General features: G+C 66.7%; 22 protein-coding genes, 1 other RNA gene and 1 pseudogene. 12 read left to right on the top strand and 12 right to left on the bottom strand.

The window, feature by feature from the left end; translation table 11 throughout:
• The 5 genes and pseudogenes from G3O00_RS22285 to gyrA form a co-directional block, all read right to left on the bottom strand.
• A pseudogene (locus G3O00_RS22285) lies at positions 1 to 175 on the bottom strand (prephenate dehydrogenase/arogenate dehydrogenase family protein); the annotation flags it as partial.
• Between the two features lie 132 nt (positions 176 to 307).
• Entirely contained in the window at positions 308 to 1,390 is a 1,083-nt protein-coding gene (pheA, locus tag G3O00_RS22280) for a prephenate dehydratase (protein ID WP_011351331.1), read from the bottom strand.
• Between the two features lie 33 nt (positions 1,391 to 1,423).
• Positions 1,424 to 2,506 (bottom strand): 3-phosphoserine/phosphohydroxythreonine transaminase, encoded by a 1,083-nt coding sequence (gene serC, locus G3O00_RS22275; protein WP_011351330.1) that lies wholly within the window; start codon positions 2,504 to 2,506, stop codon positions 1,424 to 1,426.
• A 155-nt stretch (positions 2,507 to 2,661) separates the two neighbouring features.
• A complete protein-coding gene (locus G3O00_RS22270) occupies positions 2,662 to 3,261 on the bottom strand; it encodes a DUF2059 domain-containing protein (protein WP_011351329.1) in 600 nt (199 codons plus the stop codon).
• 83 nt (positions 3,262 to 3,344) lie between these two features.
• Positions 3,345 to 5,948, bottom strand: a complete 2,604-nt coding sequence (gene gyrA, locus G3O00_RS22265; RefSeq protein WP_011351328.1) for a DNA gyrase subunit A — start codon at positions 5,946 to 5,948, stop codon at positions 3,345 to 3,347.
• A 543-nt stretch (positions 5,949 to 6,491) separates the two neighbouring features.
• On the opposite strand from gyrA, the gene ompA reads away from it, so the two are divergent.
• The 4 genes from ompA (at position 6,492) to ssrA (ending at position 9,143) form a co-directional block, all read left to right on the top strand.
• Positions 6,492 to 7,160: an outer membrane protein OmpA gene (gene ompA, locus G3O00_RS22260; protein ID WP_011351327.1), complete on the top strand. Its 669-nt coding sequence runs from the start codon at positions 6,492 to 6,494 to the stop codon at positions 7,158 to 7,160.
• Positions 7,161 to 7,327: 167 nt separating this feature from the next.
• Positions 7,328 to 8,026 (top strand): bifunctional 2-polyprenyl-6-hydroxyphenol methylase/3-demethylubiquinol 3-O-methyltransferase UbiG, encoded by a 699-nt coding sequence (gene ubiG / locus G3O00_RS22255; RefSeq protein WP_206144346.1) that lies wholly within the window; start codon positions 7,328 to 7,330, stop codon positions 8,024 to 8,026.
• Positions 8,027 to 8,039: 13 nt separating this feature from the next.
• Positions 8,040 to 8,756, top strand: a complete 717-nt coding sequence (gene gph, locus G3O00_RS22250; protein ID WP_011351325.1) for a phosphoglycolate phosphatase — start codon at positions 8,040 to 8,042, stop codon at positions 8,754 to 8,756.
• Between the two features lie 17 nt (positions 8,757 to 8,773).
• Positions 8,774 to 9,143: a transfer-messenger RNA gene (ssrA, locus tag G3O00_RS22245) on the top strand.
• A gap of 276 nt (positions 9,144 to 9,419) precedes the next feature.
• Here the strand turns inward: ssrA and G3O00_RS22240 are convergent.
• The 3 genes from G3O00_RS22240 to G3O00_RS22230 all read right to left on the bottom strand — a co-directional run bounded on the left by G3O00_RS22240 (position 9,420) and on the right by G3O00_RS22230 (position 11,630).
• Positions 9,420 to 9,773, bottom strand: coding sequence for a DUF4148 domain-containing protein (locus G3O00_RS22240; protein ID WP_206144345.1), 354 nt, complete (start codon positions 9,771 to 9,773; stop codon positions 9,420 to 9,422).
• Between the two features lie 379 nt (positions 9,774 to 10,152).
• On the bottom strand, positions 10,153 to 10,422 hold the full coding sequence (locus G3O00_RS22235; protein ID WP_175034549.1) for a hypothetical protein: 270 nt from the start codon (positions 10,420 to 10,422) through the stop codon (positions 10,153 to 10,155).
• A gap of 101 nt (positions 10,423 to 10,523) precedes the next feature.
• Complete coding sequence (locus G3O00_RS22230) at positions 10,524 to 11,630, bottom strand: substrate-binding domain-containing protein (protein ID WP_011351322.1); 1,107 nt, start codon at positions 11,628 to 11,630, stop codon at positions 10,524 to 10,526.
• Between the two features lie 131 nt (positions 11,631 to 11,761).
• Here G3O00_RS22230 and G3O00_RS22225 point away from each other — a divergent pair, with 131 nt between their 5' ends.
• From G3O00_RS22225 to G3O00_RS22210, 4 genes are read left to right on the top strand one after another with little or no spacing between them, the layout of a single operon-like run.
• Positions 11,762 to 12,262, top strand: a complete 501-nt coding sequence (locus G3O00_RS22225) for an NAD(P)H-dependent oxidoreductase subunit E (RefSeq protein ID WP_174934522.1) — start codon at positions 11,762 to 11,764, stop codon at positions 12,260 to 12,262.
• Positions 12,259 to 13,836 carry a formate dehydrogenase beta subunit gene (locus tag G3O00_RS22220; RefSeq protein WP_206144344.1) on the top strand — a complete coding sequence of 526 codons (1,578 nt, stop codon included), beginning with the start codon at positions 12,259 to 12,261 and terminating at the stop codon, positions 13,834 to 13,836. Before G3O00_RS22225 ends, G3O00_RS22220 begins: the two co-directional genes overlap by 4 nt.
• A gap of 17 nt (positions 13,837 to 13,853) precedes the next feature.
• The gene (gene fdhF / locus G3O00_RS22215) at positions 13,854 to 16,805 is read left to right on the top strand and encodes a formate dehydrogenase subunit alpha (RefSeq protein WP_206144343.1); all 2,952 of its coding nucleotides are present in this window, start codon (positions 13,854 to 13,856) and stop codon (positions 16,803 to 16,805) included.
• Positions 16,806 to 16,812: 7 nt separating this feature from the next.
• Positions 16,813 to 17,064, top strand: coding sequence for a formate dehydrogenase subunit delta (locus G3O00_RS22210; RefSeq protein WP_011351318.1), 252 nt, complete (start codon positions 16,813 to 16,815; stop codon positions 17,062 to 17,064).
• Between the two features lie 8 nt (positions 17,065 to 17,072).
• Here the strand turns inward: G3O00_RS22210 and G3O00_RS22205 are convergent, their stop codons facing one another.
• A complete protein-coding gene (locus G3O00_RS22205) occupies positions 17,073 to 18,716 on the bottom strand; it encodes an FAD-dependent monooxygenase (RefSeq protein ID WP_206144342.1) in 1,644 nt (547 codons plus the stop codon).
• Positions 18,717 to 18,774: 58 nt separating this feature from the next.
• Here G3O00_RS22205 and G3O00_RS22200 point away from each other — a divergent pair, with 58 nt between their 5' ends.
• Positions 18,775 to 20,688 carry a tetratricopeptide repeat protein gene (locus G3O00_RS22200; RefSeq protein ID WP_206144341.1) on the top strand — a complete coding sequence of 638 codons (1,914 nt, stop codon included), beginning with the start codon at positions 18,775 to 18,777 and terminating at the stop codon, positions 20,686 to 20,688.
• A gap of 83 nt (positions 20,689 to 20,771) precedes the next feature.
• Here the strand turns inward: G3O00_RS22200 and G3O00_RS22195 are convergent, their stop codons facing one another.
• Positions 20,772 to 22,067, bottom strand: a complete 1,296-nt coding sequence (locus G3O00_RS22195) for an MFS transporter (protein ID WP_011351315.1) — start codon at positions 22,065 to 22,067, stop codon at positions 20,772 to 20,774.
• Between the two features lie 351 nt (positions 22,068 to 22,418).
• Between G3O00_RS22195 and G3O00_RS22190 the strand changes: the two genes are divergently transcribed.
• Positions 22,419 to 23,369 carry a hypothetical protein gene (locus tag G3O00_RS22190; RefSeq protein WP_206144340.1) on the top strand — a complete coding sequence of 317 codons (951 nt, stop codon included), beginning with the start codon at positions 22,419 to 22,421 and terminating at the stop codon, positions 23,367 to 23,369.
• A 76-nt stretch (positions 23,370 to 23,445) separates the two neighbouring features.
• On the opposite strand, the gene G3O00_RS22185 is transcribed toward G3O00_RS22190, so the two are convergent.
• Both G3O00_RS22185 and G3O00_RS22180 read right to left on the bottom strand, forming a co-directional pair.
• Positions 23,446 to 24,138: a DUF2968 domain-containing protein gene (locus G3O00_RS22185; RefSeq protein ID WP_174934510.1), complete on the bottom strand. Its 693-nt coding sequence runs from the start codon at positions 24,136 to 24,138 to the stop codon at positions 23,446 to 23,448.
• 115 nt (positions 24,139 to 24,253) lie between these two features.
• The gene (locus G3O00_RS22180; RefSeq protein WP_206144339.1) at positions 24,254 to 25,444 is read right to left on the bottom strand and encodes a type 1 glutamine amidotransferase; all 1,191 of its coding nucleotides are present in this window, start codon (positions 25,442 to 25,444) and stop codon (positions 24,254 to 24,256) included.
• Between the two features lie 280 nt (positions 25,445 to 25,724).
• Here G3O00_RS22180 and G3O00_RS22175 point away from each other — a divergent pair, with 280 nt between their 5' ends.
• Positions 25,725 to 26,405, top strand: a complete 681-nt coding sequence (locus tag G3O00_RS22175) for a GntR family transcriptional regulator (protein WP_174934507.1) — start codon at positions 25,725 to 25,727, stop codon at positions 26,403 to 26,405.
• A 7-nt stretch (positions 26,406 to 26,412) separates the two neighbouring features.
• The coding region (locus G3O00_RS22170; RefSeq protein ID WP_241025289.1) for an amidase family protein at positions 26,413 to 26,725 on the top strand (313 nt) is incomplete at its 3' end.

Raw genomic sequence — 26,725 nt, 5'->3', positions numbered from 1 at the left:
GCCCCACGCCGACGACCTCGCCCGCGCCGCCCGGCGCGCGCTCGCGCAGCGCGCGGGCCAGCGATCCGCCGATCAGGCCGACGCCGAAGATGACCAGTTTGTTGAATGCAAAGCCTGACACGACAAGAGCCAAGTTACGCGCGCGGGACGACGCCCCGCACGCGGAATTCCAGATTCCGGGCAACGGGCCCGCATCCGGCACAACCTGTGCCGCATGCCGCCCGAACCCGCCTTCGGCAGCGCCGACCGGCCTGCCCTGCCCGCCTGGCCTCAGCGCCTGCTCGAACAGGCGACGGGCCGCCGCGCGTCAGCGCGCGCGCGGATACGAACCGAGTATCTTCAGGAACGCGGCCTTCTGGCCGAGTTCCGCGAGCGCGGCCGCAACCGACGCGTCGTCCCGGTGCCCTTCGATGTCGATGTAGAAGTAGTACTCCCACGTGCCGACGCGCGCCGGACGCGACTCGAAGCGCGTCATCGACACGCCGTGCCGCGCGAGCGGCTCGAGCAGCTTGAACACGGCGCCCGGCTCGTTCTTCACCGACACGATCAGCGACGTCTGGTCGTGACCGCTTTGCCCCGCCGGCTGCTTGCCGACGATCACGAAGCGCGTGCGATTGTGCGGATCGTCCTGGATCAGCGAGAACGCGATCTGCAGGCCGTAGTGCGCAGCCGCGCGATCGCCCGCGATCGCCGCGACGGTCGGATCGGCCGCCGCGAGACGCGCAGCCTCCGCGTTGCTCGCCACCGCCTGCCGCTCGAGCTGCGGCGCGTTCGCCGCGAGCCACTGCTGGCATTGCGCAAGCGCCTGCGCATGCGCGCAAACGCGTTTCACGCCGTCGAGCGTGCCGCTTTGCGTCAGCAGGTTGTGATGGATCGGCAGTGCGAGCTCGCCGCTGATCAGCAGTTGCGTCTGCAGCAACAGGTCGAGCGTGCGCGACACGGCGCCTTCGGTCGAATTCTCGACCGGCGCGATACCGAACGCGGACGCGCCGGCCTCGACCGAGCGGAACACCTCGTCGATCGACGGGCATGGCAGCCCTTCGATCGACTGGCCAAAGTACTCGAGCATCGCCTGCTCGCTGTACGTGCCGACCGGCCCGAGGAACGCGACGTGGATCGTCTGTTCGAGTGCGCGGCTCGCGGCCATGATCTCGCGCCAGATGGCGCTGATGTGCTCGCTCGCGAGCGGCCCCGCGCTCATGTCCTGCAGCCGGGCGATCACCTGCAGCTCGCGCTCCGGCCGGAACACCGGCGCGTTGAAATGCTTCTTGACCTCGCCCACCTCCAGCGCCACCGCGGCGCGCTGGTTCAGGAGCGCGATCAGCTGCGCGTCGATCGCGTCGATGCGATCGCGCAGCGGTTTCAGGCGGGAATTCAGTTCGTCGTCCATGCGTTTTGCCGTGCTGTTTGAACAGCGCCGCCGTCAGGCGCCGCGCTGCTCGAAGTCCTTCATGTACTCGACGAGCGCTTTCACGCCCTCGAGCGGCACCGCGTTGTAGATCGACGCCCGCATGCCGCCGACGGACTTGTGGCCCTTCAGCTGCAGCAGCCCGCGCGCCTTTGCGCCGGCAAGGAAGTCTTCATTGCGCGTTTCGTCGGCCAGGAAAAACGGCACGTTCATCCGCGAACGTGCTGCCGGCTCGACCTTGTTCAGATAGAAACTGCTCGAATCGATCGTGTCGTAGAGCAGCTTCGCTTTTTCGATATTGCGGGCCTCGATCGCTTCGAGGCCACCCTGCCGCTTCAGCCACTGGAACACCAGGCCCGCGATGTAGATCGCGTAGGTGGGCGGCGTGTTGTACAGCGAGTTGTTCGCGGCGATGGTCTTCCATTCGAACGCGGACGGGCAGATCGACAGCGCACGGTCGAGCAGGTCCTCGCGCACGATCACGAGCGTCACGCCGGCCATCCCGATGTTCTTCTGCGCGCCGCCGAACAGCACGCCGTACTTCGCGACGTCCATCGGACGCGACAGGATGTGCGACGACACATCCGCGACCAGCGGCACGTCGCCGAGATCGGGAATCTCGAACGTCTCGACACCGTCGATCGTCTCGTTGGTACACAGATGCACGTAGGCCGGATCGTCCGACAGCTGCCATTCGGCGCGCACGGGCGCACGCGTATAGCCGTCTTCCGTCTTGCCGGTCGCGGCGAGATGCGGCGTGCCGTATTTCTTCGCTTCGGTGAACGATTTCTGCGACCACGAGCCCGTGACGACGAAGTCGGCCGTCTTGCGCGACCCGAGCAGGTTCATCGGCACGATTGCATTTTCCGCGATACCGCCGCCCTGCAGGAACAGGATCCGGTGGCTGGCCGGCACGCCGAGCAGGTCGCGCAGGTCGGTCAGCGCGGCCTCGTGGATCGACATGAATTCCTTGCCGCGATGGCTCATCTCCATCACGCTCATGCCGCTGCCGTGCCAGTCGAGCATTTCGTCGGCAGCTTGCCGCAGCACTTCCTCGGGCATCGCCGCAGGGCCGGCGGAGAAATTAAAGACGCGCATCGTGAAAACCTCGGAGGGACGCGACCGGCTCGCCGCCGGCAGAACGCGCCAAAAAAGAAATGGCCGCTTGCGCTCTCGCGCAAACGGCCATTATCGCACTGTCGTCAGGCTCCCGCCAAACCCGGCCGAACGGCCGGGGGCGTGCCCGGACGGCTTTACTTGCCCGGCTTGACTGCTGCGACTTCCTTGTCAGCCTGCGTGCGCGTTGCCTGGATAGCTTGCGGCATGTACTTCTGCATCAGGCCGTTGACCACGTCGCGACCGACCTGATCCTGAACCTGGATGAACTTGCGGCCCGTCGGGCTCTTGTAGAACGTCGTCAGATCCTTGATCTCCGACGTGCTGTAGTACTTCGCGTAGGCGTCGTACTGAGCCGACATCGCGTCGTTCTGGAACTGTTGCGTACCGAACACCTTGCCTGCGCCGTCAACCAGCTTCGGCACCGCGTTCTTCTGCAGCGTCGGAACGGCAGCCTGCTTCTGCTTGTCGTTCAGCGTCTTGTTTTCCGACAGCGCGTCCGACAGGATCGCCGGGACGAGTTGCTTGGCCTGCATTTCGGCGCTGTTGCCGATTGCCGACACGAGCTTCGGCGCGTCGATCGCGTCGAGCAGATCCTTGATCGCTGCCTTCTTGTCGGCGTCGATCGGCGCAGCTGCTGCCGGAGCTGCCGGTGCGGAATTCGACAGCGCTTGCGCCATCGCGAACGTCGGCACCAGTGCAGCCAGCAGAACCAGTTGCTTGAATTGCTTTTGCATCATCACTCCCTTTTGGAAATATGAATGGTTGCTCGCCGGCCGCGGCGCTTCGCGCCTGCGGCGGCTAGAGTCTCATCCGTTCTTCAGGCTTCGCCGTCCGACGCCTCGTCGGCCTCGCCTTCACCCTCTTCGGCCTCCGCGATCTGCTGCAGGCCAGAGAGCTTGGTACCCTCATCGAGACTGATGAGTGTAACACCTTGCGTGGCACGCCCCATCTCGCGAATCTCCGACACACGGGTGCGAATCAACACACCGGCCGTCGTGATCAGCATGATCTGATCTTCGGCATCGACGAGCGTTGCAGCCACGACCTTGCCGTTGCGCTCGGACGTCTGGATCGCGATCATACCCTTCGTGCCGCGGCCGTGACGCGTGTACTCGGTGATCGGCGTGCGCTTGCCGTAACCGTTCTCGGTCGCGGTGAGCACCGTCTGCTCTTCGCTGCCGGCAACCAGCAGCGCGATGACCTGCTGCCCGTCTTCAAGCTGCATGCCACGCACACCGCGCGCCTCGCGACCCATCGGACGCACGTCGTTCTCGTCGAAGCGCACGGCCTTGCCGGAGTCCGAGAACAGCATCACGTCGTGCGCGCCGTCGGTGATCGACGCGCCGATCAGGTAGTCGCCTTCGTCGAGGCCGACCGCGATGATGCCCTTCTTCATCGGACGGCTGAATGCCTCGAGCGGCGTCTTCTTCACGGTGCCGAGCGACGTCGCCATGAAGATGAACTTGTCGGCCGAGAATTCCTTGACCGGCAGCACGACGTTGATCTTCTCGCCTTCCTGCAGCGGGAACATGTTGACGATCGGGCGGCCGCGCGAATTGCGCGAGCCCTGCGGCACTTCGTAGACCTTGACCCAGTACACGCGGCCGCGGTTGGAGAAGCACAGGATGTAGTCGTGCGTGTTCGCAATGAACAGCGTCTCGATCCAGTCATCTTCCTTCATCTGCGTCGCCTGCTTGCCGCGACCGCCGCGCTTCTGCGCACGGTATTCGGACAGCGGCTGCGACTTCACGTAGCCCGCATGCGACATCGTGACGACCATGTCCTGCGGCGTGATCAGGTCTTCGGTGTTCAGCTCGGTTGCGTTCAGCTCGATCTTCGAGCGGCGTGCGTCGCCGAACTCGGCCTTCACCGAGGTCAGTTCCTCGCCGATCATCGTCGTGATCCGCTCGGGGCGCGCGAGGATGTCCAGCAGGTCGGCGATCTGTGCCATCACTTCGCGGTACTCGCCGATGATCTTGTCCTGCTCGAGGCCGGTCAGGCGCTGCAGACGCATCTGCAGGATTTCCTGGGCCTGCGTGTCGGACAGGCGGTACAGCCCGTCGACCTGCATGCCGAACGCCGGGTTCAGGCCTTCCGGACGATACGCGGAACGGCCGCCGGCCGCCGCGTTCTCGCTCTCGGCACGCGTCAGCATCTCGCGCACGAGCGACGAATCCCACGGCTTCGCCATCAACTCGGCCTTCGCGATCGGCGGCGTCGGCGCGGCCTTGATGATCGCGATGAACTCGTCGATGTTCGCGAGCGCGACCGCGAGACCTTCGAGCACGTGGCCGCGTTCGCGGGCCTTGCGCAGTTCGTAGATCGTGCGGCGCGTCAGCACTTCGCGTCGATGCGACAGGAAGCACTGCAGGATTTCCTTCAGGTTCAGCAGCTTCGGCTGGCCGTCGACGAGCGCGACCATGTTCATGCCGAACGTATCCTGGAGCTGCGTCGCCTTGTACAGGTTGTTCAGCACCACTTCCGGCACTTCACCGCGCTTGAGCTCGATCACGACACGCATGCCGCTCTTGTCGGACTCGTCGCGGATGTCGGAGATGCCCTCGAGCTTCTTCTCGTTGACGAGCTCGGCGATCCGCTCGAGCAGCGAACGCTTGTTCACCTGGTACGGCAGCTCGTCGACGATGATCGCCATCCGCTGGCCGCGGTCGATCTCCTCGAAGTGCGTGGCCGCGCGCATCACGACGCGGCCGCGCCCGGTGCGGTAGCCGTCGCGCACGCCGGCGACGCCGTAGATGATGCCGGCCGTCGGGAAATCCGGCGCCGGGATGATCTCGATCAGCTCGTCGATCGTCGCTTCCGGGTTGCCCAGCAGGTGCTGGCACGCGTCGACGACTTCGTTCAGGTTGTGCGGCGGGATGTTGGTCGCCATGCCGACCGCAATACCCGACGAGCCGTTGATCAGCAGGTTCGGGATGCGCGACGGCAGGACCGACGGCTGCATTTCGTTGCCGTCGTAGTTCGGCTCGAAATCGACCGTTTCCTTGTCGATGTCGGCGAGCAGCTCGTGACCGATCTTCGCCATGCGAATTTCGGTGTACCGCATCGCCGCGGCATTGTCGCCGTCGATCGAGCCGAAGTTGCCCTGCCCGTCGATCAGCATGTAGCGCAGCGAGAAGTCCTGCGCCATCCGCACGATCGTGTCGTAGACCGCGGTATCGCCGTGAGGGTGGTACTTACCGATCACGTCGCCGACGATACGCGCCGACTTCTTGTACGCGCGGTTCCAGTCGTTGTTCAGTTCGTGCATCGCGAACAACACGCGCCGGTGCACGGGTTTCAGGCCATCGCGGACATCCGGGAGGGCACGTCCGACGATCACGCTCATCGCGTAATCGAGATACGAACGGCGCATTTCCTCCTCTAGGGAGGTGGGCAGGGTCTCTTTGGCGAATTGATCCATGTATCCGTATCGTTTCGGAGCGAAGACGGCGAACGCCTTTCGCGTGGGCGCTGCATGCGCAACGCAACGCGAGATTCTAACATGCGCCCATCAGCCGCCAATTCGCCTCCCCCTCTATATATAAATAGCGAAAATCGCGGCGGTGGCGAATCGGCCGGGAATTGCACGCCGCAATTGCACCCGACTCGGTATCACGGACGATTGCCGCGTCACTTGTTTCTCGCGCACGAGTAAACAACTGCATTCATCGGCGCAATTTCGCCGTCACACTCTTGACAATTTCTAAAAGTTACGGCAGGCCGGTGTTGCGCATGCGCCACAAAGTCGAAGCGATCTTAGGGTGGGGAGGATTTTTTTTCGTAGGAAGGGAACGATATGGCAAAATGCCAACGCACTGAAAGTTAGACGCTGCTCGAAGTCTACACAGAGGCGGCGCCGCGTTTTTTGTGCCGCACCAATGTTATACTTCGAGCAATGTATGACTTGTCACCGTCAACAGGCTCGCAGTAAACCTGCGGTAATCTCAATTTCGAGAGGAGAAATATGAATAAACTTTCAAAGCTCGCGTTCATTGCAGCTACCGCAGTTATGGCTGCATCCGCTTCGGCACAGTCGGTGCCGGCGTCGCGTCAAGCCGTCAATGACAACTGGGTGAACGGCACGGGCGAATGGGTGTGGATGAACGGCACGAACGAGCTCTGCTGGCGCGATGCGTTCTGGACGCCGGCCACCGCTAACGCAAAGTGCGATGGCGCACTGGTCGCCCAGGCACCGCAGCCGCCGGTCGCTCCGGTCGCTCCGGCTATCACGAGCCAGAAGATCACGTATCAAGCTGACGCACTGTTCGACTTCGACAAGGCAACGCTCAAGCCGCTGGGCAAGCAAAAGCTGGACGAACTGGCTTCGAAGATCGAAGGCATGAACACGGAAGTGGTCGTCGCAACGGGCTACACGGACCGCATCGGTTCGGACAAGTACAACGACCGTCTGTCGCTGCGCCGTGCGCAAGCCGTGAAGTCGTACCTGGTCAGCAAGGGTGTGCCGGCCAACAAGATCTACACGGAAGGCAAGGGCAAGCGCAACCCGGTTACGACTGGCTGCAACCAGAAGAACCGCAAGCAACTCATCGCCTGCCTCGCACCGGATCGCCGCGTGGAAGTCGAAGTGGTTGGTACGCAAGAAGTCCAGAAGACGACCGTTCCGGCAAACTAAGCCGCGGTTTTCGACTGCTTCAAAGCCCCGCTCCGGCGGGGCTTTTTTCTTTGACGCCGCCTTTGACGCCCGTCCAGGCGCTCGCCGCTTCGCCGCTCGTCCGCTTCTTATATACTCGGGGCTGACGAACCGCAGCACCGCCCTCCTCCCGTAGCCCGTTTGCCGACATGACCAACGCCGATCCGCACGAACTCCAGAAATTCAGCGACCTCGCCCATCGGTGGTGGGATCCGAATGCCGAATTCAAGCCGCTGCACGACCTGAACCCGGTCCGGCTCGGCTGGATCGATGCGCATGCGCACCTTGCCGGCAAGCGCGCACTCGACATCGGCTGCGGCGGCGGCATCCTGTCCGAATCGATGGCCGGACTCGGCGCGCAGGTGAAGGGGATCGACCTGTCGACCGAAGCGCTCGGCGTCGCCGACCTGCACAGCCTCGAGAGCGGCATCACGGTCGACTACGAGGCCATCGCCGCCGAAGCAATCGCCGCGCGCGAACCGGGTAGCTACGATGTGGTCACGTGCATGGAAATGCTCGAGCACGTGCCGTCGCCGAGCGACATCGTCGCCGCGTGCGCGACGCTCGTGAAGCCGGGTGGCTGGGTGTTCTTCTCGACGCTGAACCGCAACCTGAAGGCCTACCTGTTCGCCGTGATCGGCGCGGAGTACATCGCGCAAATGCTGCCGAAGGGCACGCACGACTACGCGCGCTTCATCCGCCCGTCGGAACTGGCCGGCTTCGTGCGGGCAACCGATCTGCACATCGTGGAGATCAAGGGCATCACGTATCACCCGATCGGCAAGCGCTTCGCGCTGTCGAACGACACCGACATCAACTACCTCGTCGCGTGCCGCCGCGGCGCGTGACCTTCCAACCGGCATGACGACTCCCCTCTCGACCGCGCGGGCTGCACTCGACGAACCGCGCCTGCTGCACTGCGATGCCGTGCTGTTCGACCTGGACGGCACGCTCGCCGACACGGCCCCCGATCTCGCGGCTGCCGTCAACAAGATGCAACGCGTGCGCGACCTGCCCGAAACGCCGCTCGACGTGCTGCGGCCGCTGGCCTCGGCCGGCGCACGCGGCCTGCTCGGCGGTGCGTTCGGCATCGATCCGCAGACGCCCGGCTATGAAGCGATGCGCGACGAATTCCTGGCCAACTACGCGACGGATCTGTGCGTGCACACGACGCTGTTCCCCGGCATCGGCGACGTGCTCGACGAACTCGATGCGCGCGGCGTGCGCTGGGGCATCGTCACGAACAAGGCGATGCGGCTCACGGCGCCGCTCGTCGACCTGCTCGGCCTCGCGCCGCGTGCCGCCTGCGTCGTCGGGGGCGACACAACGCCGCACCCGAAGCCGCACCCGGCCCCGCTGCTGCATGCGGCCGACCAGCTGACGCTCGCGCCTGCGCGCATCGTCTACGTCGGCGACGACCTGCGCGACATTCAGGCCGGCAGCGCCGCCGGCATGGCGACGGTCGCGGCTGCATACGGCTACTGCGGCGACGGCGCCGCGCCATCCGACTGGCAAGCGCAACATCTCGTCGACACGACGCAGCAACTGCGCGAACTGCTGCGCGATGTTGGGCTATAATGGTCGATCTTATCCGCGGGGGCGACCTGGTTTCGACAGGGGTTGTGAAGCGGCTAGGGCATGTCGAGGACCCGTCACCTCGTTAATCAATGGGAAAATCGTAACTGCAAACGACGATACGTTCGCACTGGCAGCCTAACGGCCGCCGTCCTCTGCCTAGTTCACTGACGGGCTAGTGTCGCAAGACCGGTAGCAATACCGCCAGAGGTCATTTACGTCAGTTAAGCCCTGTCGGCGTCGCGACGCCAGGGTCGAAAACCTAGCGAATCGCCGTAGTGCAGCGTGTTCGTCCGCGTCGCTGCGGTTAAATCAAATGACTGAACTAAACATGTAGAACTAGTCGTGGAGCGCTTCTGGACGCGGGTTCGATTCCCGCCGCCTCCACCAAATTCCGCGCTCGCCGCACGAACCCCGCATGACGCAAGTCTGCGGGGTTTTTTGTTGCCGGCGAAACGCATGCGCCCCTCCCCGTCCGAAAAAGCGCCCAGCCACGGGTGGGCCGGGCGGAATGCCGCCGGACTTCCAGCGACAGGAGGTGACGGATGTCCTGCCACGCCCGCGCAATCATCGATCGCGCCAGGCAGCGGCCGGCCCGGGCGCTGCAGTGTCGGGCGCGACGCGTCGTCGCACCCGGCATTCACGCACACCGGGACAATGCGCGATTTAGCTGCCGCGATACAGCGACTTCATTTCGTCAGCGGTGGCCGGACGCACGCCCATTGCGCGCGAACCCGATGCCGATGCGCCCTGTGCCTGTGCACCGTAGCCGCTAGCGTCGGCGCCTTGCGCTTGCGCCAGCGCGCTGCGCTGTTGCTCTGCAACACGCGCCGTCGCAGCCTGGATCGCTTCCGGGTAATGCGGATCTTCACCGCGAGCGGAGTTGTAACCTGCCTGCTGCAGCTGGACCAGTTCGGCACGAACCTGCGCGCGGGTGATCGTCGAACCCGACTGGGCGAACGACACGACCGGGGCAACGAGAGCGGCAGCAACGACAACAGCTTGAACGAGCGACTTCATGATGAACTACCTCCAGATTTGTCTGTGTTCGCGGTGAACACCTTGTTCATCGCTGACAACCCGAAGTTTATGTAGGCGGATGCTTAAGAATAAGGCAGGTTTCTGGAAGACATCCTTCCTGATTTACGGGTTAACCCTAGATCACCTGCCCGGCCGGCGATGCGCACGTACGGGCATCGCCCGGCGTCGAATCGCGTGAAGATTCGACGGAAAGCAAAAGCCCCGCGAAGCGGCAACGCTTCGCGGGGCTCGGACAGAATCGGAATCGCACGGGATTCCGGCAGTGGCCAGTCAGCCGGCCAGGCCGATGCGCGGGCGCGATGCCCGCCAGTCGAACCGGTGCCGCATGACTATCGTGCGGACACGCCCGCCTGCCGGGTTACTGCGTATCCATCGGACACTTCAGGTTGCAGCCGTTCGGATCGCCCAAGTCGCCTTTACGGCGCAACGCCGACTTCTTGCCGCTCTGGTATTTCTGCGACGGCGTCGACGCTGCGAACGGCATCTGCGGATGCTCGTTCAGGCGAAACTGCTCGCTCAGGATACCGCCGGGTACACCGGGGGAATTCTGCGCAAGCGCAAACGGCGAAACAGCGACCAGCAGCCCCGCGGTCAACGCTGCCGCGGCGAGGGGAACGGAAAATTTCATGGCGGGATGACGCTTGAACGGCGTGCTTGTTAGAACGTTGGTCAAGCGGCAAGCGTAGCGCAAATCCTTCGCTGCTGCATTGCGGTGCGATTGCGCCCGCGTTACCGGGAATTGCCCTCCGGCACGCTCGCGCCGTCGCCGCCGGCCAGCCCCGTCGCGATGCTCGTCAGCGTTCCGCACGCGGCCGGATCGTAGCCGTCGAGATGCGCGACGCGCTCGACGAAGCGCGCATCGCGCAGCAGCGCCAGTACGCCGGCAAGCGGCCGCGCGTCGAGCCGCGCGCGTTCGCATGCAAAGTAATAGTCTTCGTCGACGACCGGGATGAAATCGAGTCCGAAATGATGGGCGGCCGGCTCGACGCCGAAGCCGAGATCGGCCATCCCGCTCGCGACGAACGCCGCGATCGCCGAATGCGTGAGCTCGGCCGACGCGTAGCCGTCGATGCGCTCGGGATCGATGCCGATCGCGCGCAGCGCAAGATCCAGCAGCATGCGCGTGCCCGACCCCGGCTGGCGGTTGACGAAGCGGATGTCATTGCGCGCGAGATCCGCAAGCCCGCGAACCTGCTTCGGGTTGCCGCGCGGAACGAACAGCCCCTGCTGGCGCCGTGTCAGGTGGATCAGCACATGGCGCGTCTCGTCGAGCCACGGCCGGTAGATCTGCGCGCACTGCGCGCGAAACGCGCCGCGCGGCAGATGAAAGCCGGCCAGGTCGCACTCGCCGCGCGCAAGCGCCTGCACGGCCTCGACGCTCTCGCGATACTTGATGTCGACAGCCGCCTGCGCATCGACGAGCGCGGAGACGAGTGTAGCAACCGCGTAGCCGTGCGACGCGTGGATGCGCACGGCGCCGTCGCGCTGCGCGAGCCGCCGGTTCAGGTCGCTCGCCACTTCGGCCGCCAGCGTGCGCAAGTTGCCGTCGAGCCGGCTGCGCGCGAGACGCTGCGCATCGACGACGGCCTGCCCGAGCGCCGACAGCGTCGAGCCCTTGCCGCGCGCGGTTTCGATCAGTTCCCCGCCGATGCACGCCTCCAGCGCGCGCAGCATGCCCCACGCGTGCCGGTAGGACAGCCCTTTCGCTTGCGCGGCCTGCGCAATGCTGCCCGTGTCGGCCACGAGTTCCAGCAACGGAGCGACGTCCGACAGGCTGGCCGCGCGGCCTTCCGTGTCGCGTACGGTCAGATACGCGTCGCATTCGATTCGAATCAATTATGCACTCCGATTTCCTATTGCGACCGCCAAATCTTCCGCTTATCGTTGGTCAAAATCAATCAGAACTAAGTCGCGATGCGCACTATATGAATCTCGAGCGCATATGAGACTTTGGAGGAGCACAGCTGATGTCCCCGAATTCCCAAGCGCCCGACGCGCTCGTCGAGCGCCATGCACGCGCCGGCCGGTCGCTCGTGGCGATCCTGCACGCGATCCAGGACGACGCGGGTTACGTGCCGCCAGGCTGCGTCGCGCCGCTCGCCCGCGCACTCAACCTGTCGCGCGCGGAAGTACACGGCGTCCTGACTTACTACCACCACTTCCGCACCGCGCCGCCCGCGCGCGTGACGATCCAGATGTGTCGCGCCGAAGCGTGCCGCAGCATGGGCTGCGAAGCGCTGGCCGCGCATGCGGAAGCCCGCACGGGCTGCCGGTTCGACGCGGCGCACGGCGATGCCGCCGATGCGCATGCGCCCGGTGACGTCGCACTCGAATCGGTCTACTGCCTCGGGCTGTGCGCGCAGTCGCCGTCCCTGACGGTCAACGGCGTGCTGCATGCCAGGGTCACGCCGGAGAAATTCGACGCGCTGCTTGCCGAGGCCGCCGCCCACACCCCGGAGGCCGCATGACGCCCCGCATCTACGTCCCGCGCGACTCGTCCGCACTGGCGCTCGGCGCCGACGCGCTCGCCGCCGCGATTGCCGCGGAAGCTGAACGGCGCGGCGTCGCCGTCGAACTGGTCCGCAACGGTTCGCGCGGGCTGCTGTGGCTCGAGCCGCTCGTCGAGGTCGGCACGGCCGCCGGCCGCATCGGCTATGCGAACCTGTCGGCCGCCGACGTGCCGGCCCTGTTCGACGCAAACTGGCTCGAAGGCGGCGCGCATCCGAGCGGTGTCGGCCTTGTCGACGCACTGCCCTATCTCGCACGCCAGCAGCGCCTCACATTCGCGCGCATCGGCCTGACCGATCCGCTGTCGATCGACGACTACCTGCAATATGAAGGCCTCGCCGGCCTGAAGAACGTCCTCGCGCTCGACGGCGATGCCGCGTGCGAAGCGCTGATCGAATCGGGGCTGCGCGGCCGCGGCGGTGCTGCGTTCCCGGCCGGTATCAAGTGGCGCACGGTCCGGCAAGCAAGCGCCACGCAGAAATACATCGTCTGCAATGCAGACGAAGGCGATTCGGGCACGTTCTCCGACCGCCTGATCATGGAATGCGATCCGTACTGCCTGATCGAAGGAATGATCATCGCGGGTGTCGCGACCGGAGCGACAGTCGGCTACATCTACGTGCGCAGCGAATACCCGCATGCGATCGCCACGCTCGAAGCCGCGATCGCCCGCGCACGCGAAGCCGGCTGGCTCGGCGAGCACGTGCTCGGCTCCGCACATGCGTTCGAGCTGCACGTCGCGAAAGGCGCGGGCTCGTACGTGTGCGGCGAGGAAACGGCGCTGCTCGAATCGCTCGAAGGCAAGCGCGGCGTCGTGCGTGCGAAACCGCCTCTGCCCGCGCTCGCCGGCCTGCACGGCCAGCCGACCGTCATCAACAACGTGATCACGCTCGCGACGGCGCCCGTGATATTCGCGCGCGGCGCCGCGTTCTATCGCGACTACGGGATGGGCCGCTCGCGCGGCACGCTGCCGTTCCAGCTCGCAGGCAACATCCGCCACGGCGGCCTGGTCGAGCTCGCATTCGGCGTCACGCTGCGCGAGCTGCTGTTCGACTTCGGCGGCGGCACGGCAAGCGGCCGGCCCGCACGTGCAGCGCAGGTGGGCGGCCCGCTCGGCACCTACCTGCCCGATCACCAGTGGGACGTGCCGCTCGACTACGAAGCGTATACGGCGATTGGCGCGGTGGTCGGCCACGGCGGCATCGTGCTGCACGACGATACGTCGAACCTCGCCGAGCTGGCCGAATACGCGATGAAGTTCTGCGCGATCGAGTCGTGCGGCAAGTGCACGCCGTGCCGGATCGGTTCGACGCGTGGCGTCGAGACGATCGCGCGCATCCGCCACGGTGACACGTCGGAGCGGCAGGTCACGCTGCTGCGCGACCTGTGCGACACGATGCTGGCCGGTTCGCTGTGCGCAATGGGCGGCATGACACCCTACCCGGTGCTGTCCGCGCTCGACCATTTCCCCGAAGATTTCGGGCTCGCTGCCGGCAAAGATGCCGCGTCGGGTCCGGTCAAGGCTGCGGCCTGACCCAGAAGGAGCCCTGCATGTCCCTCGACACGAACAACGTCCGCCAAGGCGGCTGCGGCTCGGGCCAATGCGCGTGCAAGAGCGCCGCGCAGGCGCGTGCCGTCAACCCGTTCGACGATACCGACTACGGCACGCCCCAGCGGCATGCCGATACCGATGTCACGCTCGAAATCGACGGCCAACCGGTCACGGTGCCGGCCGGCACGTCGGTGATGCGCGCGGCGATCGAAGCCGGCGTGAACGTCCCGAAGCTCTGCGCGACCGATTCGCTCGAACCGTTCGGCTCGTGCCGGCTGTGCCTCGTCGAGATCGACGGCCGGCGCGGTTATCCGGCGTCGTGCACGACACCTGCCGAAGCAGGCATGAAGGTGCGCACGCAGTCGGACCGGCTGCAGTCGCTGCGTCGCAACGTGATGGAGCTGTACATCTCCGACCATCCGCTCGACTGCCTCACCTGCCCGGCCAACGGCGACTGCGAGTTGCAGGACATGGCAGGCGTCGTCGGGCTGCGCGAGGTGCGGTACGGCTTCGACGGCGCAAATCATCTGCGCGATAAAAAGGACGAGTCGAATCCGTACTTCACGTACGACCCGTCGAAGTGCATCGTCTGCAATCGTTGCGTGCGCGCCTGCGAGGAAACGCAGGGCACGTTCGCGCTGACGATCGCCGCACGCGGTTTCGAATCCCGTGTGGCCGCCGGCGAAAGCGAATCGTTCATGGCATCGGAATGCGTTTCGTGCGGCGCATGCGTTGCCGCATGCCCGACGGCCACGCTGCAGGAAAAATCCGTCGTGCAGCTCGGGCAGGCCGAACACTCGGTCGTCACGACCTGCGCGTACTGCGGTGTGGGCTGCTCGTTCAAGGCCGAGATGAAGGGCACGCAGGTCGTTCGCATGACGCCGCACAAGAACGGCCTCGCGAACGAGGGCCACGCGTGCGTGAAGGGCCGCTTCGCGTGGGGCTATGCGACGCACAAGGACCGCATCACGAAGCCGATGATCCGCGAGAAGATCACCGACCCGTGGCGCGAAGTCAGCTGGGACGAAGCGCTCACCTACGCGGCCACGCAATTCCGCAAGCTGCAGGACAAGTACGGCCGCGATTCCATCGGCGGCATCACGTCGTCGCGCTGCACGAACGAGGAAACCTACCTCGTGCAGAAGCTGGTGCGCGCCGCGTTCGGCAACAACAACGTCGACACCTGCGCACGCGTGTGCCATTCGCCGACGGGCTATGGCCTCAAGACGACGCTCGGCGAATCGGCCGGCACGCAGACATTCGCGTCGGTCGCCCAGGCCGACGTGATCGTCGTGATGGGTGCGAATCCGACCGACGGCCACCCGGTATTCGGCTCACGGCTGAAACGGCGCGTACGTGAAGGCGCGAAACTGATCGTGATCGACCCGCGCCGCATCGACGTCGTCGACGGCCCGCATGTGAAAGCCACTCACCACCTGCAGCTGCGCCCCGGCACCAACGTCGCGATCGTCAACGCGCTCGCGCACGTGATCGTCACCGAAGGGCTCGTCGCCGACGCATTCGTCGCCGAGCGCTGCGAGACGCGCGCATTCGAGCAATGGCGCGACTTCGTCTCGCGTGCCGACAACTCGCCCGAAGCAACCGCCGACGTGACGGGCGTGCCGGCCGAGTTGGTACGCGAAGCCGCGCGCCTCTATGCGACGGGCGGCAATGCCGCGATCTACTACGGGCTGGGCGTGACCGAACACGCGCAGGGCTCGACGACGGTGATGGGCATCGCGAACCTCGCGATGGCGACCGGCAACATCGGCCGCGAAGGCGTCGGCGTCAATCCGCTGCGCGGCCAGAACAACGTGCAGGGCTCGTGCGACATGGGCTCGTTCCCGCACGAACTGCCCGGCTACCGGCACATCGGCGACGAGGTCGTGCGCGCGCAGTTCGAAGCTGCATGGTCGGCGAAACTGCAACCGGAACCGGGGCTGCGCATCCCGAACATGTTCGATGCGGCGCTCGACGGCAGCTTCAAGGGGCTCTACTGCCAGGGCGAGGACATCGTCCAGTCGGACCCGAATACGCAGCACGTCGCGGCCGCGCTGTCGGAAATGGAATGCATCGTCGTGCAGGACATCTTCCTGAACGAGACCGCGAAATACGCGCACGTGCTGCTGCCCGGCTCGTCGTTCCTCGAGAAGGACGGCACGTTCACGAACGCGGAACGCCGCATCTCGCGCGTGCGCAAGGTGATGCCGCCGCTGGCGGGCTACGCGGACTGGGAAGTCACGCTGATGCTGTCGCGTGCGCTCGGTTACGAGATGGACTATGCGCATCCGTCGGAAATCATGGACGAGATCGCGCGACTCACGCCGACCTTCTCGGGTGTGTCGTACGCGAAGCTCGACACGCTCGGCAGTATTCAGTGGCCGTGCAACGAGCACGCGCCGGAAGGCACGCCGACGATGCATATCGACGCATTCGTGCGCGGCAAGGGCAAGTTCGTGATCACGCAGTTCATCGCGTCGCCGGAGAAGGTCACGCAACGCTATCCACTGATCCTGACGACGGGCCGCATCCTGTCTCAGTACAACGTCGGCGCGCAGACCCGCCGCACCGAGAACGTGCAGTGGCATGAAGAGGATCGCCTCGAGATTCATCCGCACGACGCGCAGGATCGCGGTATCCGCAGCGGCGACTGGGTGGGCATCGAATCGCGTGCCGGGCAGACGGTGTTGCGCGCGCTCGTGACCGAACGCATGCAGCCGGGCGTCGTCTATACGACGTTCCACTTCCCCGAATCGGGCGCGAACGTGATCACGACGGACAGCTCGGACTGGGCGACGAATTGCCCCGAGTACAAGGTGACGGCCGTGCAGGTGCTGCCCGTCGCGCAGCCGTCCGACTGGCAGCAAGCGTATGCGCGCTTCAACGCGGAGCAGCTCGACCTGCTCGAGCGCCGCGCCGCCGCGACCGCCACCGTGACGACAGGCAAGTGAGGAAGCGATGGACAACGGACACCTGATCGACATGGCCAACCAGATCGGCGCATTCTTCGAATCGATGCCCGATCGCGACGAAGCGCTGACCGGCATCGCCGACCACATCCGGCGCTTCTGGGAGCCGCGGATGCGCCGTGCGTTTCTCGCGGCACTCGACGATCCGTCGGGCGAAGCCGCGCAACGCGCGGCGCCGATCGTGCGCGACGCGATCGCCGTGCACCGCGCGTCGCTCGTCCCTGCCGCGGCGAGCGCCTGACCGCACCGCTACGCTGACTGCGACATGCCCGCGAACCAGCTTTCGCAGTGGCGCAGCAGCGCGTTCGCATCGGTCGCCGTGCGCCCGCGCGCGGCGACGTAACCATCCGGCCGTAGCAGGTAAAACGACGGTCGCGAGCGGCCGTATTCCTGCGCAAGCCCGCCATCGCCGCCTTCGGCATCGGTGACGCGCCACGCGCGCACCGCATCCGGCATGATCCGTTCGAGCCCCTGCACGAGCGCCTGCGCATCGGCCGGCATCGGCGGCACCGCGCCGGTGTCGGCATTCACCGGCTCCTCCAGCAGCAGCAACGTAAAGCTCGCCGGATCGTGCAGATCGTATAGCCGCGCCGTTCCGGGCGCCTGACCGAGCGGCCCGTCGAGCACCCGGACGTGCGCGTCCGGTGCCCGCTCGCCTGCGCGCGGCCCGCCGTCGAGCACACGCTCCAGCGTGAGCGGACTCTTCCGGTACTGCACGCCGAGCTCGCTGACCGTGCGCCGCACCGCGTCGCGCATCGGCCCGAACGATGCCAGCACCGGCACGACGTGATCGCGCAGCAGCTTCATCGCGCCGCGTTCGGCTTCGACGATCTGCGTGACGAAGCCGGTCTGCCGCAACACGTCGCGCTCGATCGGATGACGCTCCGCGTGATACGTGTCGAGCAGCCGCTCGGGCGTGCCCGCGCCGAGCACGCGTGCGAGCTTCCAGCCGAGATTGAACGCCTCCTGGATACCGGTGTTCATGCCCTGCGCGCCGGCCGGGCTGTGGACATGCGCGGCGTCGCCGGCGAAGAACACGCGGCCGTGACGCAGCCGGTCGATCATCCGGGTGTGCAGGTGGAAATAGGACGACCACGCGAGATCGCTCGGCGAGATCGACGCGCCGGCACGGGCACGCACGATCGCGTCGCATTCCGCAAGCGACGGGGTTGGCGCATCGGGCGACGCGTCGCTGCCGGGCGGCCGGTCGGCCACGAGCCGGTAACGGCCGCCGCCCATCGGAAACAGGCCCGCAATACCTTCGGATGTCGTGAACAGGTGGATCTCTTCGTCCGGCCAGTCGGGTATCGCCGCGAAATCGGCCAGCAGGAAAGTCTGTTCGAACGCATGCCCGGTGAAGCCCAGGCCGAGCAGATGCCTGACCGTGCTGTGCGCGCCGTCGGCCGCGATCAGGTACGACGGCGCGAACGATTCGTCGCGGCCGTCGGCGCAGCGGATCGACACGTCGAGCGACGCGCCGCCCGCATCGCACGCAGTCAGCGTCGCGCCACGCTCGACCGTCACGCCGAGCCGGGCCAGGTGCTCGGCAAGCAGGCGCTCGGTGACGGTCTGGTCGAGAAACAGCAGGTACGGATAGCGCGTTTGCAGCGGATCGAAATCGAGCCGCGCGATCACGCGGCCGTCGGCATGCAGCGCGGCCGCATGCGCACGATGACCGAGCGCGAGAAACGGTTCGACCGCGCGATGCTGCTCCAGCAGTTCGAGCGTGCGGGCCTGGATGCCGATCGCGCGCGAATGCGGCGCAGGCGTAGCGAGCCGATCGATGATGCGCACCGGCACGCGGGCCCGCGCGAGGCTCATCGCCGCGGCAAGGCCGGTCGGCCCCGCGCCGACGATCAGCACGGGCGGGATATCGGACAGTGTGTCGGCCATGAGAACCTCGATGACACGCGACCCTGCAAGTCTACGCCGCTCAGCGTGACGGGGCCATATGCCGATCGGCCGATCCGCGGCACCGCCGCGCGGTGTGGGAAAATACGTGCTTTCCGTCAGTTTTCGCGTTATGGATTCCGCATTCGACCGGGCGTATGCCGCACACCGCGCGGGCCGCCTCGCCGAGGCCGAGCACGGCTATCGCAACGCGCTCGCCTCCAATCCCGCCGACGCCGACGCGCTGCATCTGTTCGGCGTGCTGCGGCACCAGCAGGGCCAGCACGCCGAGGCAGTCGATCTCGTCGGCCGCGCCGTCGCGCTGCGGCCGGGCGATGCCGCGCTGCAGCTCAATCTCGGCAACGCGCTGAAGGCACTCGGCCGGCTCGACGAAGCGGTCGACCGTTTCCGCAACGCGCTGACGCTCGCGCCCGAATTTCCGCTCGCGCACTACAACCTCGGCAACGCGTATGCGGCGCTGCAGCGCCACGACGATGCGATCGATGCGTTCAGCCGCGCACTCCGGCTCACGCCCGACGATGCATCGATCCACAACAATCTCGGCAACGCGCTGAACGCGCTCGGCCGCCACGACGACGCGCTCGCCGCGTTCCATCGTGCGCTCGAGCTGCGGCCCGGGCATGCGGGGGCGCACAACAACCTCGCGATGGCGCTGAACGCGTCGGGCCGCGCCGACGATGCGATCGCGCACTTCCAGGCCGCGATTGCCGCGCAGCCACGCTTCGTCGCCGCCCATTTCAATCTCGGCAACACGTTCGATGCAGTCGGCCGGCATGCCGAGGCGGCGGCCGCGTTCGAAGCCGCGCTCGCGCTCCATCCGCCGTTTCCGCTCGCGCTGTTCGGGCTCGCGAACGCACTGAGCGCGCAGGCACGCCACCGCGACGCGCTGCCCTACTACGAGCGCGCTGTCGGTCTCGATCCGTCGTTCAGCCTGGCCTGGCTGAACCTCGGCAACGCACATCACGCACTCGGTGCGCACGAGATGGCGCTGCGCGCATTCGACCAGGCGTTGCGGGTCGCACCCGATCTCACGCTGGCGCGGCTGCACCGCGCGGTCACGCTGCTGACGCTCGGCGATTTCACGCGCGGCCTGCCCGCCTACGAAGCGCGCCACGACACGCCGGGCGCGACGCCGCTCGGCACGCTGCCGCGCTGGCAAGGCGAGCCGATTGCATCGCGCACGCTGCTGATCCGCGCGGAACAGGGCTTCGGCGACACGCTGCAGTTCGTCCGCTTCATACCGCTCGCCCGCGCCCGCTGCGCGCGCGTCGTGCTCGAAGTCCAGCCGGAACTCGTTGCGCTGCTGGCGCCCGCCGCGTCGCGCTGGCGCGTGACGCTCGTCGCACTGGGCGCGGCAAAACCGCCTGCCGCGGATGTCGCATGCACGCTGATGAGCCTGCCGTTCCTGCTCGGGCTTCAGACAGAAGAGGACATCGTCGCGAGCTCGCGCTACCTCGATGCGCCCGACGGCGCCGGCCGGCGCTTTCGCGGCTCGCTCGGCGGGCAGTCGAAGCGCAAGTTCGGCCTCGCATGGTCGGGGCGCCGGCAGGCGCAGGAAAACCGCTCGATGCCGTTCGATGCGCTCGCGCCGCTGCTCGCGCTGCCGGACATCGACTGGATCGTGCTGCAACCCGCACTCGACGACGACGAACGCGCGCGCGTCGACGCGCATCCGCGCGTGCACCGGCTCGACGGCCGCCTGAACGACTTTGCCGACACGGCCGCGCTGATCGGGCGGCTCGACGGCGTCGTCACGATCGATACGGCAGTCGCGCACCTTGCCGGCGCGCTCGGCAAGCCGCTGTGGGTCATGCTGCCGTTCGCACCCGACTGGCGCTGGTTTACCGGCGACGACTGCCCGTGGTATCCGCAGGCCAGGCTCGCCCGCCAGCCCGCGCCGGGCGAATGGCTCGACGTGGCGGCCACAGTCGCCGGCATGCTGCGCGACGCCTGAACGCAGACAAAAAAGGGAGCGCGGCGCGCTCCCTTTTTCAGTGCAACGCGTGCGGCCGGCGCCGCGCGCCAACCGGATGCCGGTCAGGCCGCCTTGTACTGGTTGCGCGCCTCGGGCGTGCGATACAGCACGAGTGTCGCGATCAGTCCGCAAATCGCGGCAACGCTCAGCCACAGCCCCGGCGCCGCCTTGTTCCCGGTCTGATGAATCAGCAGCGTCGAGATCGCGGGCGTGAAGCCGCCAATCGTCGTCGCCAGGCTGTACGCGAGCGAGAACCCGGCCGTGCGCACGTCGGCCGGCATCACTTCGGTCAGCGCGACGACCATCGCCCCGTTGTACGACGCGTACAGGAACGACAGCCACAGCTCGACCGCGAGCAACCGCAGGAACGACGGATCGCCGACGAGCCACAGCACGGCCGGGTAAGCCGTCAACAGTGTCAATACGGTGAACGCGATCAGCACCGGGCGGCGGCCGATGCGGTCGGACAACGCACCGGACAGCGGCAGCCACACGAGATTCGAGATCCCCACGCAGACGGTCACGACGAGCGCGTCGAGCGACGACAGGTGCAGCACTTCCTTGCCGAACGTCGGCGTATAGGCGGTGATCATGTAGAACGACACCGTCGTCATGATCACCATCCCCATGCCTGCCACCACGATGCCCCAGTTGTCGAGCATCGAGCGCATGATCTCGCCCATCGTCGGACGATGACGCTTCGCGAGGAATTCGTCGGTCTCCTTCAGCGAGCGGCGGATCAGGAACAGGAACGGCACGATCAGGCAGCCGATCAGGAACGGAATGCGCCAGCCCCACGCGGTCATCTCCTCGGCCGGCAGTACGCGGTTCAGCAACACGCCGACGAGCGCGGCGAACACGACGGCCACCTGCTGGCTGCCCGACTGCCACGACGTATAGAACCCCTTGTGTCCCTTCGTCGCGATCTCCGACAGGTAGACCGACACGCCGCCGAGTTCGACGCCCGCCGAGAAGCCCTGCAGCAGCCGGCCGAGCAGCACGAGCACCGGCGCGAGCACGCCGATCGTCGCATAGCCCGGTATCGCGGCCACCGCGAGCGTGCCGATCGCCATCAGCCCGAGCGTCAGGATCAGCCCCTTGCGGCGGCCGTGATGGTCGATGTACGCGCCGAGCACGATTGCGCCGACCGGCCGCATCAGGAAGCCCGCGCCGAACACCGACAGCGACAGCATCAGCGACGCGAATGCATTGCCGCTCGGAAAGTAGGTTTTCGCGATGGCCGACGCGTAATAGCCGTAGACCATGAAGTCGTACATTTCCAGGAAGTTGCCGCTGACGACCCGGAATACGGTGCGGACTTTGGATTCCTGCGCGATGGCGTGTGACGCTGTGGACATGTTTTTCTCGCTCAGCTCGGATGGCGCGAATCCGCGCCGCATGGATCCGACGACGCACGCGGCGCGCCGCCGGCGCGCACGGGCATCGCTGCCAGCCGGCGGCGCGCCGCGCAACGACACGCGCACCGGCATGGTTCGCGCATCATGCCACGCCAACCCGACATTTGCCTTGTGTCGCCCCTGCCGTTGCCGTCGCAGCGTTCTCCTCGTACGAGTCGCCCCGAAACGGAAGCAAAAATCAGATTGATCTGATCGACCGGCCTTCGCCGGCTGACCACAATGTCTCGATTTGCAACGACAGTTCCGCGCCGCACCGGCACGGTTGCCCGTGTCGCATGGCGCACCGCCCTCATGACCCCATCGTCCCTTGTCCCCGTGGCAGGCGTGCTTGCCCGCCCTCGCGTCGCTCCGCTCGATCACGTACCGTCGTTCGGCCGCGACTGGACCTTTCGCGGCGCACCCGGTGCGCGGCCCGGCAAGCACTGCCTCGCGACACTGGCGACGTCCTGCATCGACGTGGACCAGCCGCACCGCGCATGCCACTGGCAGCCGCTGCCCACGGCAGCGCCGGCACCGACTCATGCCGGGTCGGTGGTTGCACTGCCTGCCGCTGCCGCCCCGTGTTCCCGCCGTCTCGCCGGCGGCTTTCGCGACCGGCGTGCGAAGTATGCAATCTGCTGGAGTATCGGCGCGCTCGGCATCATCGGCTGGCTGATTGCCGCGCATGAACCGATTGCGGGGTTCGGGCCGGCATACGCGATTCACGCGGCCGCTGGCGTACCGGATCACGCTACGTCGTCGTCCGGTACCGTGCGGGTCGCTGCGGTTCAGCCACGTACGTCGACGAGCGCGCCACCGCAGCGCAAGATGGCCGCGCCTGTCGCGACAACGGCCGAATCACCGCCGGCCACGCGCCACGTCAAGCGTCGTCCCGCGTCGCTTCGTCCGAAGGCACCATCCAGCGTGCCGCCGACAGCCACCGCAGCGTCGCCCCGTTCGAGCGGCAAGCGCATGGCGGCTGCGCCGGTCCGAACACCCGCCGTGTCGCGGCTGGCCACGCGCCCGCCGACCCGGAGCAGCACGGTCGACGCCCGCACACGCGATCGGCTCGCCGCATCGCCGCATGCCACCGGCGATACGCGCGACACGCTCGACGATCCGCTCACGCTGATCGCGATGGCGAACGCGCTGCGCACGACCCAGCCGGCCCGCGCAACGCACGCGCCCGCCACCGGCCTGGACTGGACGGCGCAACTGTCCCACCGCCGCCTGACCGATACGCCGGACGCATTCGCGCGCTGACGGCCCGGCCATAAAAAAACCCGGCGAAGCTCGCTTCGCCGGGTTTTGCTCGTCTTTGCGTCCGTCTGACGAATCGTTACTTGTGCGCGGGCAGCCCTGTCTCGGTCTGCTTCTCGAGCTGTCGCACCTGCTCCTGCAGATCACGCAGCTGCAGCTGCGCGGCCCGCTTCTCGACCTGCAGCGCTTGCGCCTGCTCCTGCGCCGAACGCTGCCGCTGCGCGACTTCAGCCTGCTGGCTGCGCGCAACGCTCAGGTCGGCCTGCAACTGCTGCGCACGATTCGCCTGCAGCGCGATCACGCGCTCGAGAAACGCCTTCTGCGCCTCCAGCTCGGTACGGCGGATCTCGATGTCGGCAAGTTGTACGGTCTGCTGAACGAAGTTCGCGTACACCATCTCCGCGCGATTCTTTTCCTGCGACCGGATCACGCGCCACAGGTGCTTGTCCTGGAACAGCGCGACGTAGTACGTCATCTCGCGCGGATCGAACATCAGGCTCGCACCGTAGCTGCCGTTGTACGTCGTACGCATCTCGACGATGCGGCCATCGTGCAGCATCTGCGTCAGCTCGGCGACGTTGCCTTGCGCGGACGCATCCGTCGCAGCCGCATTGGATGCCGCCGCGTCGCCGCGCAGGCTCGTGACCGCCGGACGCGTGCCGGCGGCGGGCGCGGTCGCGTCGGCGGACCAGGCCGCGCCCGCTTGCGCGCAGGCAGCCAGCGCAACGATCCACGTGGCGCATCGTGCAGGGGAAAAATTTCGGAAAGCCAACGTCAGACTCCGGCGAACGAATCGGGACTCGCGATTATCGTTCAAAACGAAACGGCCGCATCTCGAATTTATCGGGACGCGGCCGGCCTGCGTATGACGTGAAGCATGCAGCTCGTTACAGGCGAGTTTCGCGCGCCGCGCGCAGGAATGCATCGAGCAGCGGCGTACAGTCGAGCAGCTCCGAGCCGCCGGCACGATGGAACTCGGGGTGCCACTGCACGCCGACGACGAACGGCGAACGCCGATGGCGAATGCCTTCGATGATCCCGTCGCCCGCCGACACGGCCTCGATGTTCAGATCGCGGCCGAGATCGCGGATCGCCTGATGGTGAATCGAGTTGACGATCGCTTCGCTGCGCCCGGGGAACATGCTCGCGAGCGTCGACGAATCCGGGAAGCGGATCGCGTGACGATGCTGGTCGTAATGCTCGCTCACGTGCGCATTCGCGGTCGGCACATCGGTGGCGATGTCCTGGTACAGCGAGCCGCCGAACGCGACGTTGATCAGTTGGCAGCCGCGGCACACGCCGAGGACGGGTTTGCCGGATTCGACGAACTCATGCAGCAGCTCGAGCTCGTACATGTCGCGCACGCGATCGCCCGGCCATTCGGGGCGGGCGTCGGACGCAGCATAGGTTTGCGGCGATACGTCGGCGCCACCCTGCAGCAACAGGCCGTCGAGATGCTTCGCGTAGTCGCGCAGGCGGATGTTGCTCGGGTGAATCATGCCCTGGTGGCCGACGGTCGGGATCATGAACACGAGCACGTCGCGCGACATCACCCAGTGCGCGATCGATTCCTCGAGATACTGCAGCGTCTTGCCCCGCAGCCCCTTCGCACCCGGTTCCGGATGGAAGATCCGCGCCGACACGCCGATGCGCAGCGTGCGCTGCGTGATGCGCTGGCCGGCACGGTCGAACAGCCGGCGCGCGCGCGCGGCCACGATCCGGCCGAACACCGACCACGGCGTGTCGCTCTGCTTCAGGTAAGCCGGCGGCGCATTTTGCGCGCTCGCGGGCGGCGGGCGCGGCGAGTCGAAATCGGGCTGCGCGCCGAATCCGGGTGGTGGCGTTCCAGCCTTCGGCGGCGCGGCGGCAGCAACGCCATCGATGGCGGCGCCCGTCGCACCGGGCGCACCCGGCTCGGACGCAGCCGTCACCGGTGACGCGCCGTCAGCAGCGACTTTCTGCGCGGCGGCCTGGGCTGCCGGCGCATCGGGCGCTTTCGCCGGATCGGTACGGGGGGAATCGGAAGAAACGGAGGAGGTGCCGGGCAGACCGGCCGGGGAAGGCGTGTTTTCGCTCATGACGATGGTCTGGTACGTCGCTCACGCGTATGGATAAACGAGGATTCATTATGCTTCAGCGCACGATCGAGCGGCAAACCTGCAACATCCTGTCGAAATTGTTGCAAGTTGGCGGCAAACCGCGTCGGGGAGCGTCCCCGCCCGCGTGCGGGCAACGCCGACACATCACCGCCGATACTGGACATCAGTGATATATCACAATAATATCCACGCATCGTCCACGCTTCCCGACCGCCTGCGCCATGATCGCGCCCCGTCCGGCCGCCGCGCCGCAACCCGCATGAATGCCCCGACCGATGTCACCCTCGAGCGCCCAGCCGCACCGGCAGGCAGCCTCGCCGACCGCGCGTACGCGCTGATCCAGCACGACATCATCACGATGCGCCTGAAGCCCGGCGCCGCCCTCAACGAAGCCGACCTCGTCGCCCGCACCAGCATCGGCCGCACGCCGGTGCACCAGGCCGTGCATCGGCTCGTGCTCGAAGGGCTGCTGTCCGTGATGCCGCGCAAGGGATTGATGGTGCAGCCGCTGTCGCTCGACGACATCGTCGCGGTGATCGACGTGAGGCGCATCAACGAAGCCCACTGCGCGGAGCTCGCCGCGCGCCATGCGACCCCCGACGATCTCGCGCGTCTTGCCGCGCTGCTCGATGCCGGGCAGGCGTGCGTCGACACGCACGACGTCGAAGGCATGATGGAACTTGACCGCGCGTTCCATCAGGCGATTGCCACGGCCGCGCGCAATGCGGTCCTCGCCGACATCCTGCGCGCGCTGCACGAGCGCTCGCTGCGCTTCTGGTTCGTCACGCTGTCCGAACCTCACCATCTCGCCGACGTCCAGCACGAGCATCGCGAACTGTTCGATCGGCTATCCGCGCGTGACGTCGCCGGCGCGCGCGCAGCCGTCGAAAGCCATATCGATTCCTTCCGCTCCACGCTTCTTCAACATCTTCGCCCCTGAGCCGCCCATGACCACTTTCACGCCCTTCCCCCCGCTCGCCCAGCTCGCCGCCGACCTCGCCGCCGGCCGGACCACGAGCCGCGCACTCGTCGATACCGCGCTCGACCGGATCGCCGATCCGTCGGGCCAGGGTACGGTCGTCTTCACCGAAGTCGATGCCGACAACGCGCGCGCGGCCGCCGACGCGCATGACCGGTTGCGCGCCGCCGGCACCGTGCTGTCGCCGCTCGCGGGCATTCCCGTGTCGGTCAAGGACCTGTTCGACGTCGCGGGCCAGGTGACGCGCGCGGGTTCGCGCGTGCGCGACGGCGCGCCGGCCG

This window comes from Burkholderia sp. Ac-20384 (genome assembly GCF_017104605.1).
GTDB lineage: Bacteria > Pseudomonadota > Gammaproteobacteria > Burkholderiales > Burkholderiaceae > Burkholderia > Burkholderia lata.
The sequence above is the reverse complement of the archived record's forward strand: the minus strand, read 5'-3'. Positions and strand labels throughout refer to the sequence as shown.

Bases quoted from the DNA above. Each gene is read 5' to 3' on its own strand.
- G3O00_RS22225 (WP_174934522.1), top strand. From the start codon at position 11,762: ATGTCCCCGAATTCCCAAGCGCCCGACGCGCTCGTCGAGCGCCATGCA.
- gyrA (WP_011351328.1), bottom strand. From the start codon at position 5,948: ATGGATCAATTCGCCAAAGAGACCCTGCCCACCTCCCTAGAGGAGGAA.
- G3O00_RS22175 (WP_174934507.1), top strand. From the start codon at position 25,725: ATGAATGCCCCGACCGATGTCACCCTCGAGCGCCCAGCCGCACCGGCA.
- G3O00_RS22200 (WP_206144341.1), top strand. From the start codon at position 18,775: ATGCCGATCGGCCGATCCGCGGCACCGCCGCGCGGTGTGGGAAAATAC.
- G3O00_RS22195 (WP_011351315.1), bottom strand. From the start codon at position 22,067: ATGTCCACAGCGTCACACGCCATCGCGCAGGAATCCAAAGTCCGCACC.
- G3O00_RS22180 (WP_206144339.1), bottom strand. From the start codon at position 25,444: ATGAGCGAAAACACGCCTTCCCCGGCCGGTCTGCCCGGCACCTCCTCC.
- pheA (WP_011351331.1), bottom strand. From the start codon at position 1,390: ATGGACGACGAACTGAATTCCCGCCTGAAACCGCTGCGCGATCGCATC.
- ompA (WP_011351327.1), top strand. From the start codon at position 6,492: ATGAATAAACTTTCAAAGCTCGCGTTCATTGCAGCTACCGCAGTTATG.
- G3O00_RS22190 (WP_206144340.1), top strand. From the start codon at position 22,419: ATGACCCCATCGTCCCTTGTCCCCGTGGCAGGCGTGCTTGCCCGCCCT.
- G3O00_RS22235 (WP_175034549.1), bottom strand. From the start codon at position 10,422: ATGAAATTTTCCGTTCCCCTCGCCGCGGCAGCGTTGACCGCGGGGCTG.
- ubiG (WP_206144346.1), top strand. From the start codon at position 7,328: ATGACCAACGCCGATCCGCACGAACTCCAGAAATTCAGCGACCTCGCC.
- G3O00_RS22205 (WP_206144342.1), bottom strand. From the start codon at position 18,716: ATGGCCGACACACTGTCCGATATCCCGCCCGTGCTGATCGTCGGCGCG.
- serC (WP_011351330.1), bottom strand. From the start codon at position 2,506: ATGCGCGTCTTTAATTTCTCCGCCGGCCCTGCGGCGATGCCCGAGGAA.
- fdhF (WP_206144343.1), top strand. From the start codon at position 13,854: ATGTCCCTCGACACGAACAACGTCCGCCAAGGCGGCTGCGGCTCGGGC.
- G3O00_RS22240 (WP_206144345.1), bottom strand. From the start codon at position 9,773: ATGAAGTCGCTCGTTCAAGCTGTTGTCGTTGCTGCCGCTCTCGTTGCC.
- gph (WP_011351325.1), top strand. From the start codon at position 8,040: ATGACGACTCCCCTCTCGACCGCGCGGGCTGCACTCGACGAACCGCGC.
- G3O00_RS22270 (WP_011351329.1), bottom strand. From the start codon at position 3,261: ATGCAAAAGCAATTCAAGCAACTGGTTCTGCTGGCTGCACTGGTGCCG.
- G3O00_RS22210 (WP_011351318.1), top strand. From the start codon at position 16,813: ATGGACAACGGACACCTGATCGACATGGCCAACCAGATCGGCGCATTC.
- G3O00_RS22220 (WP_206144344.1), top strand. From the start codon at position 12,259: ATGACGCCCCGCATCTACGTCCCGCGCGACTCGTCCGCACTGGCGCTC.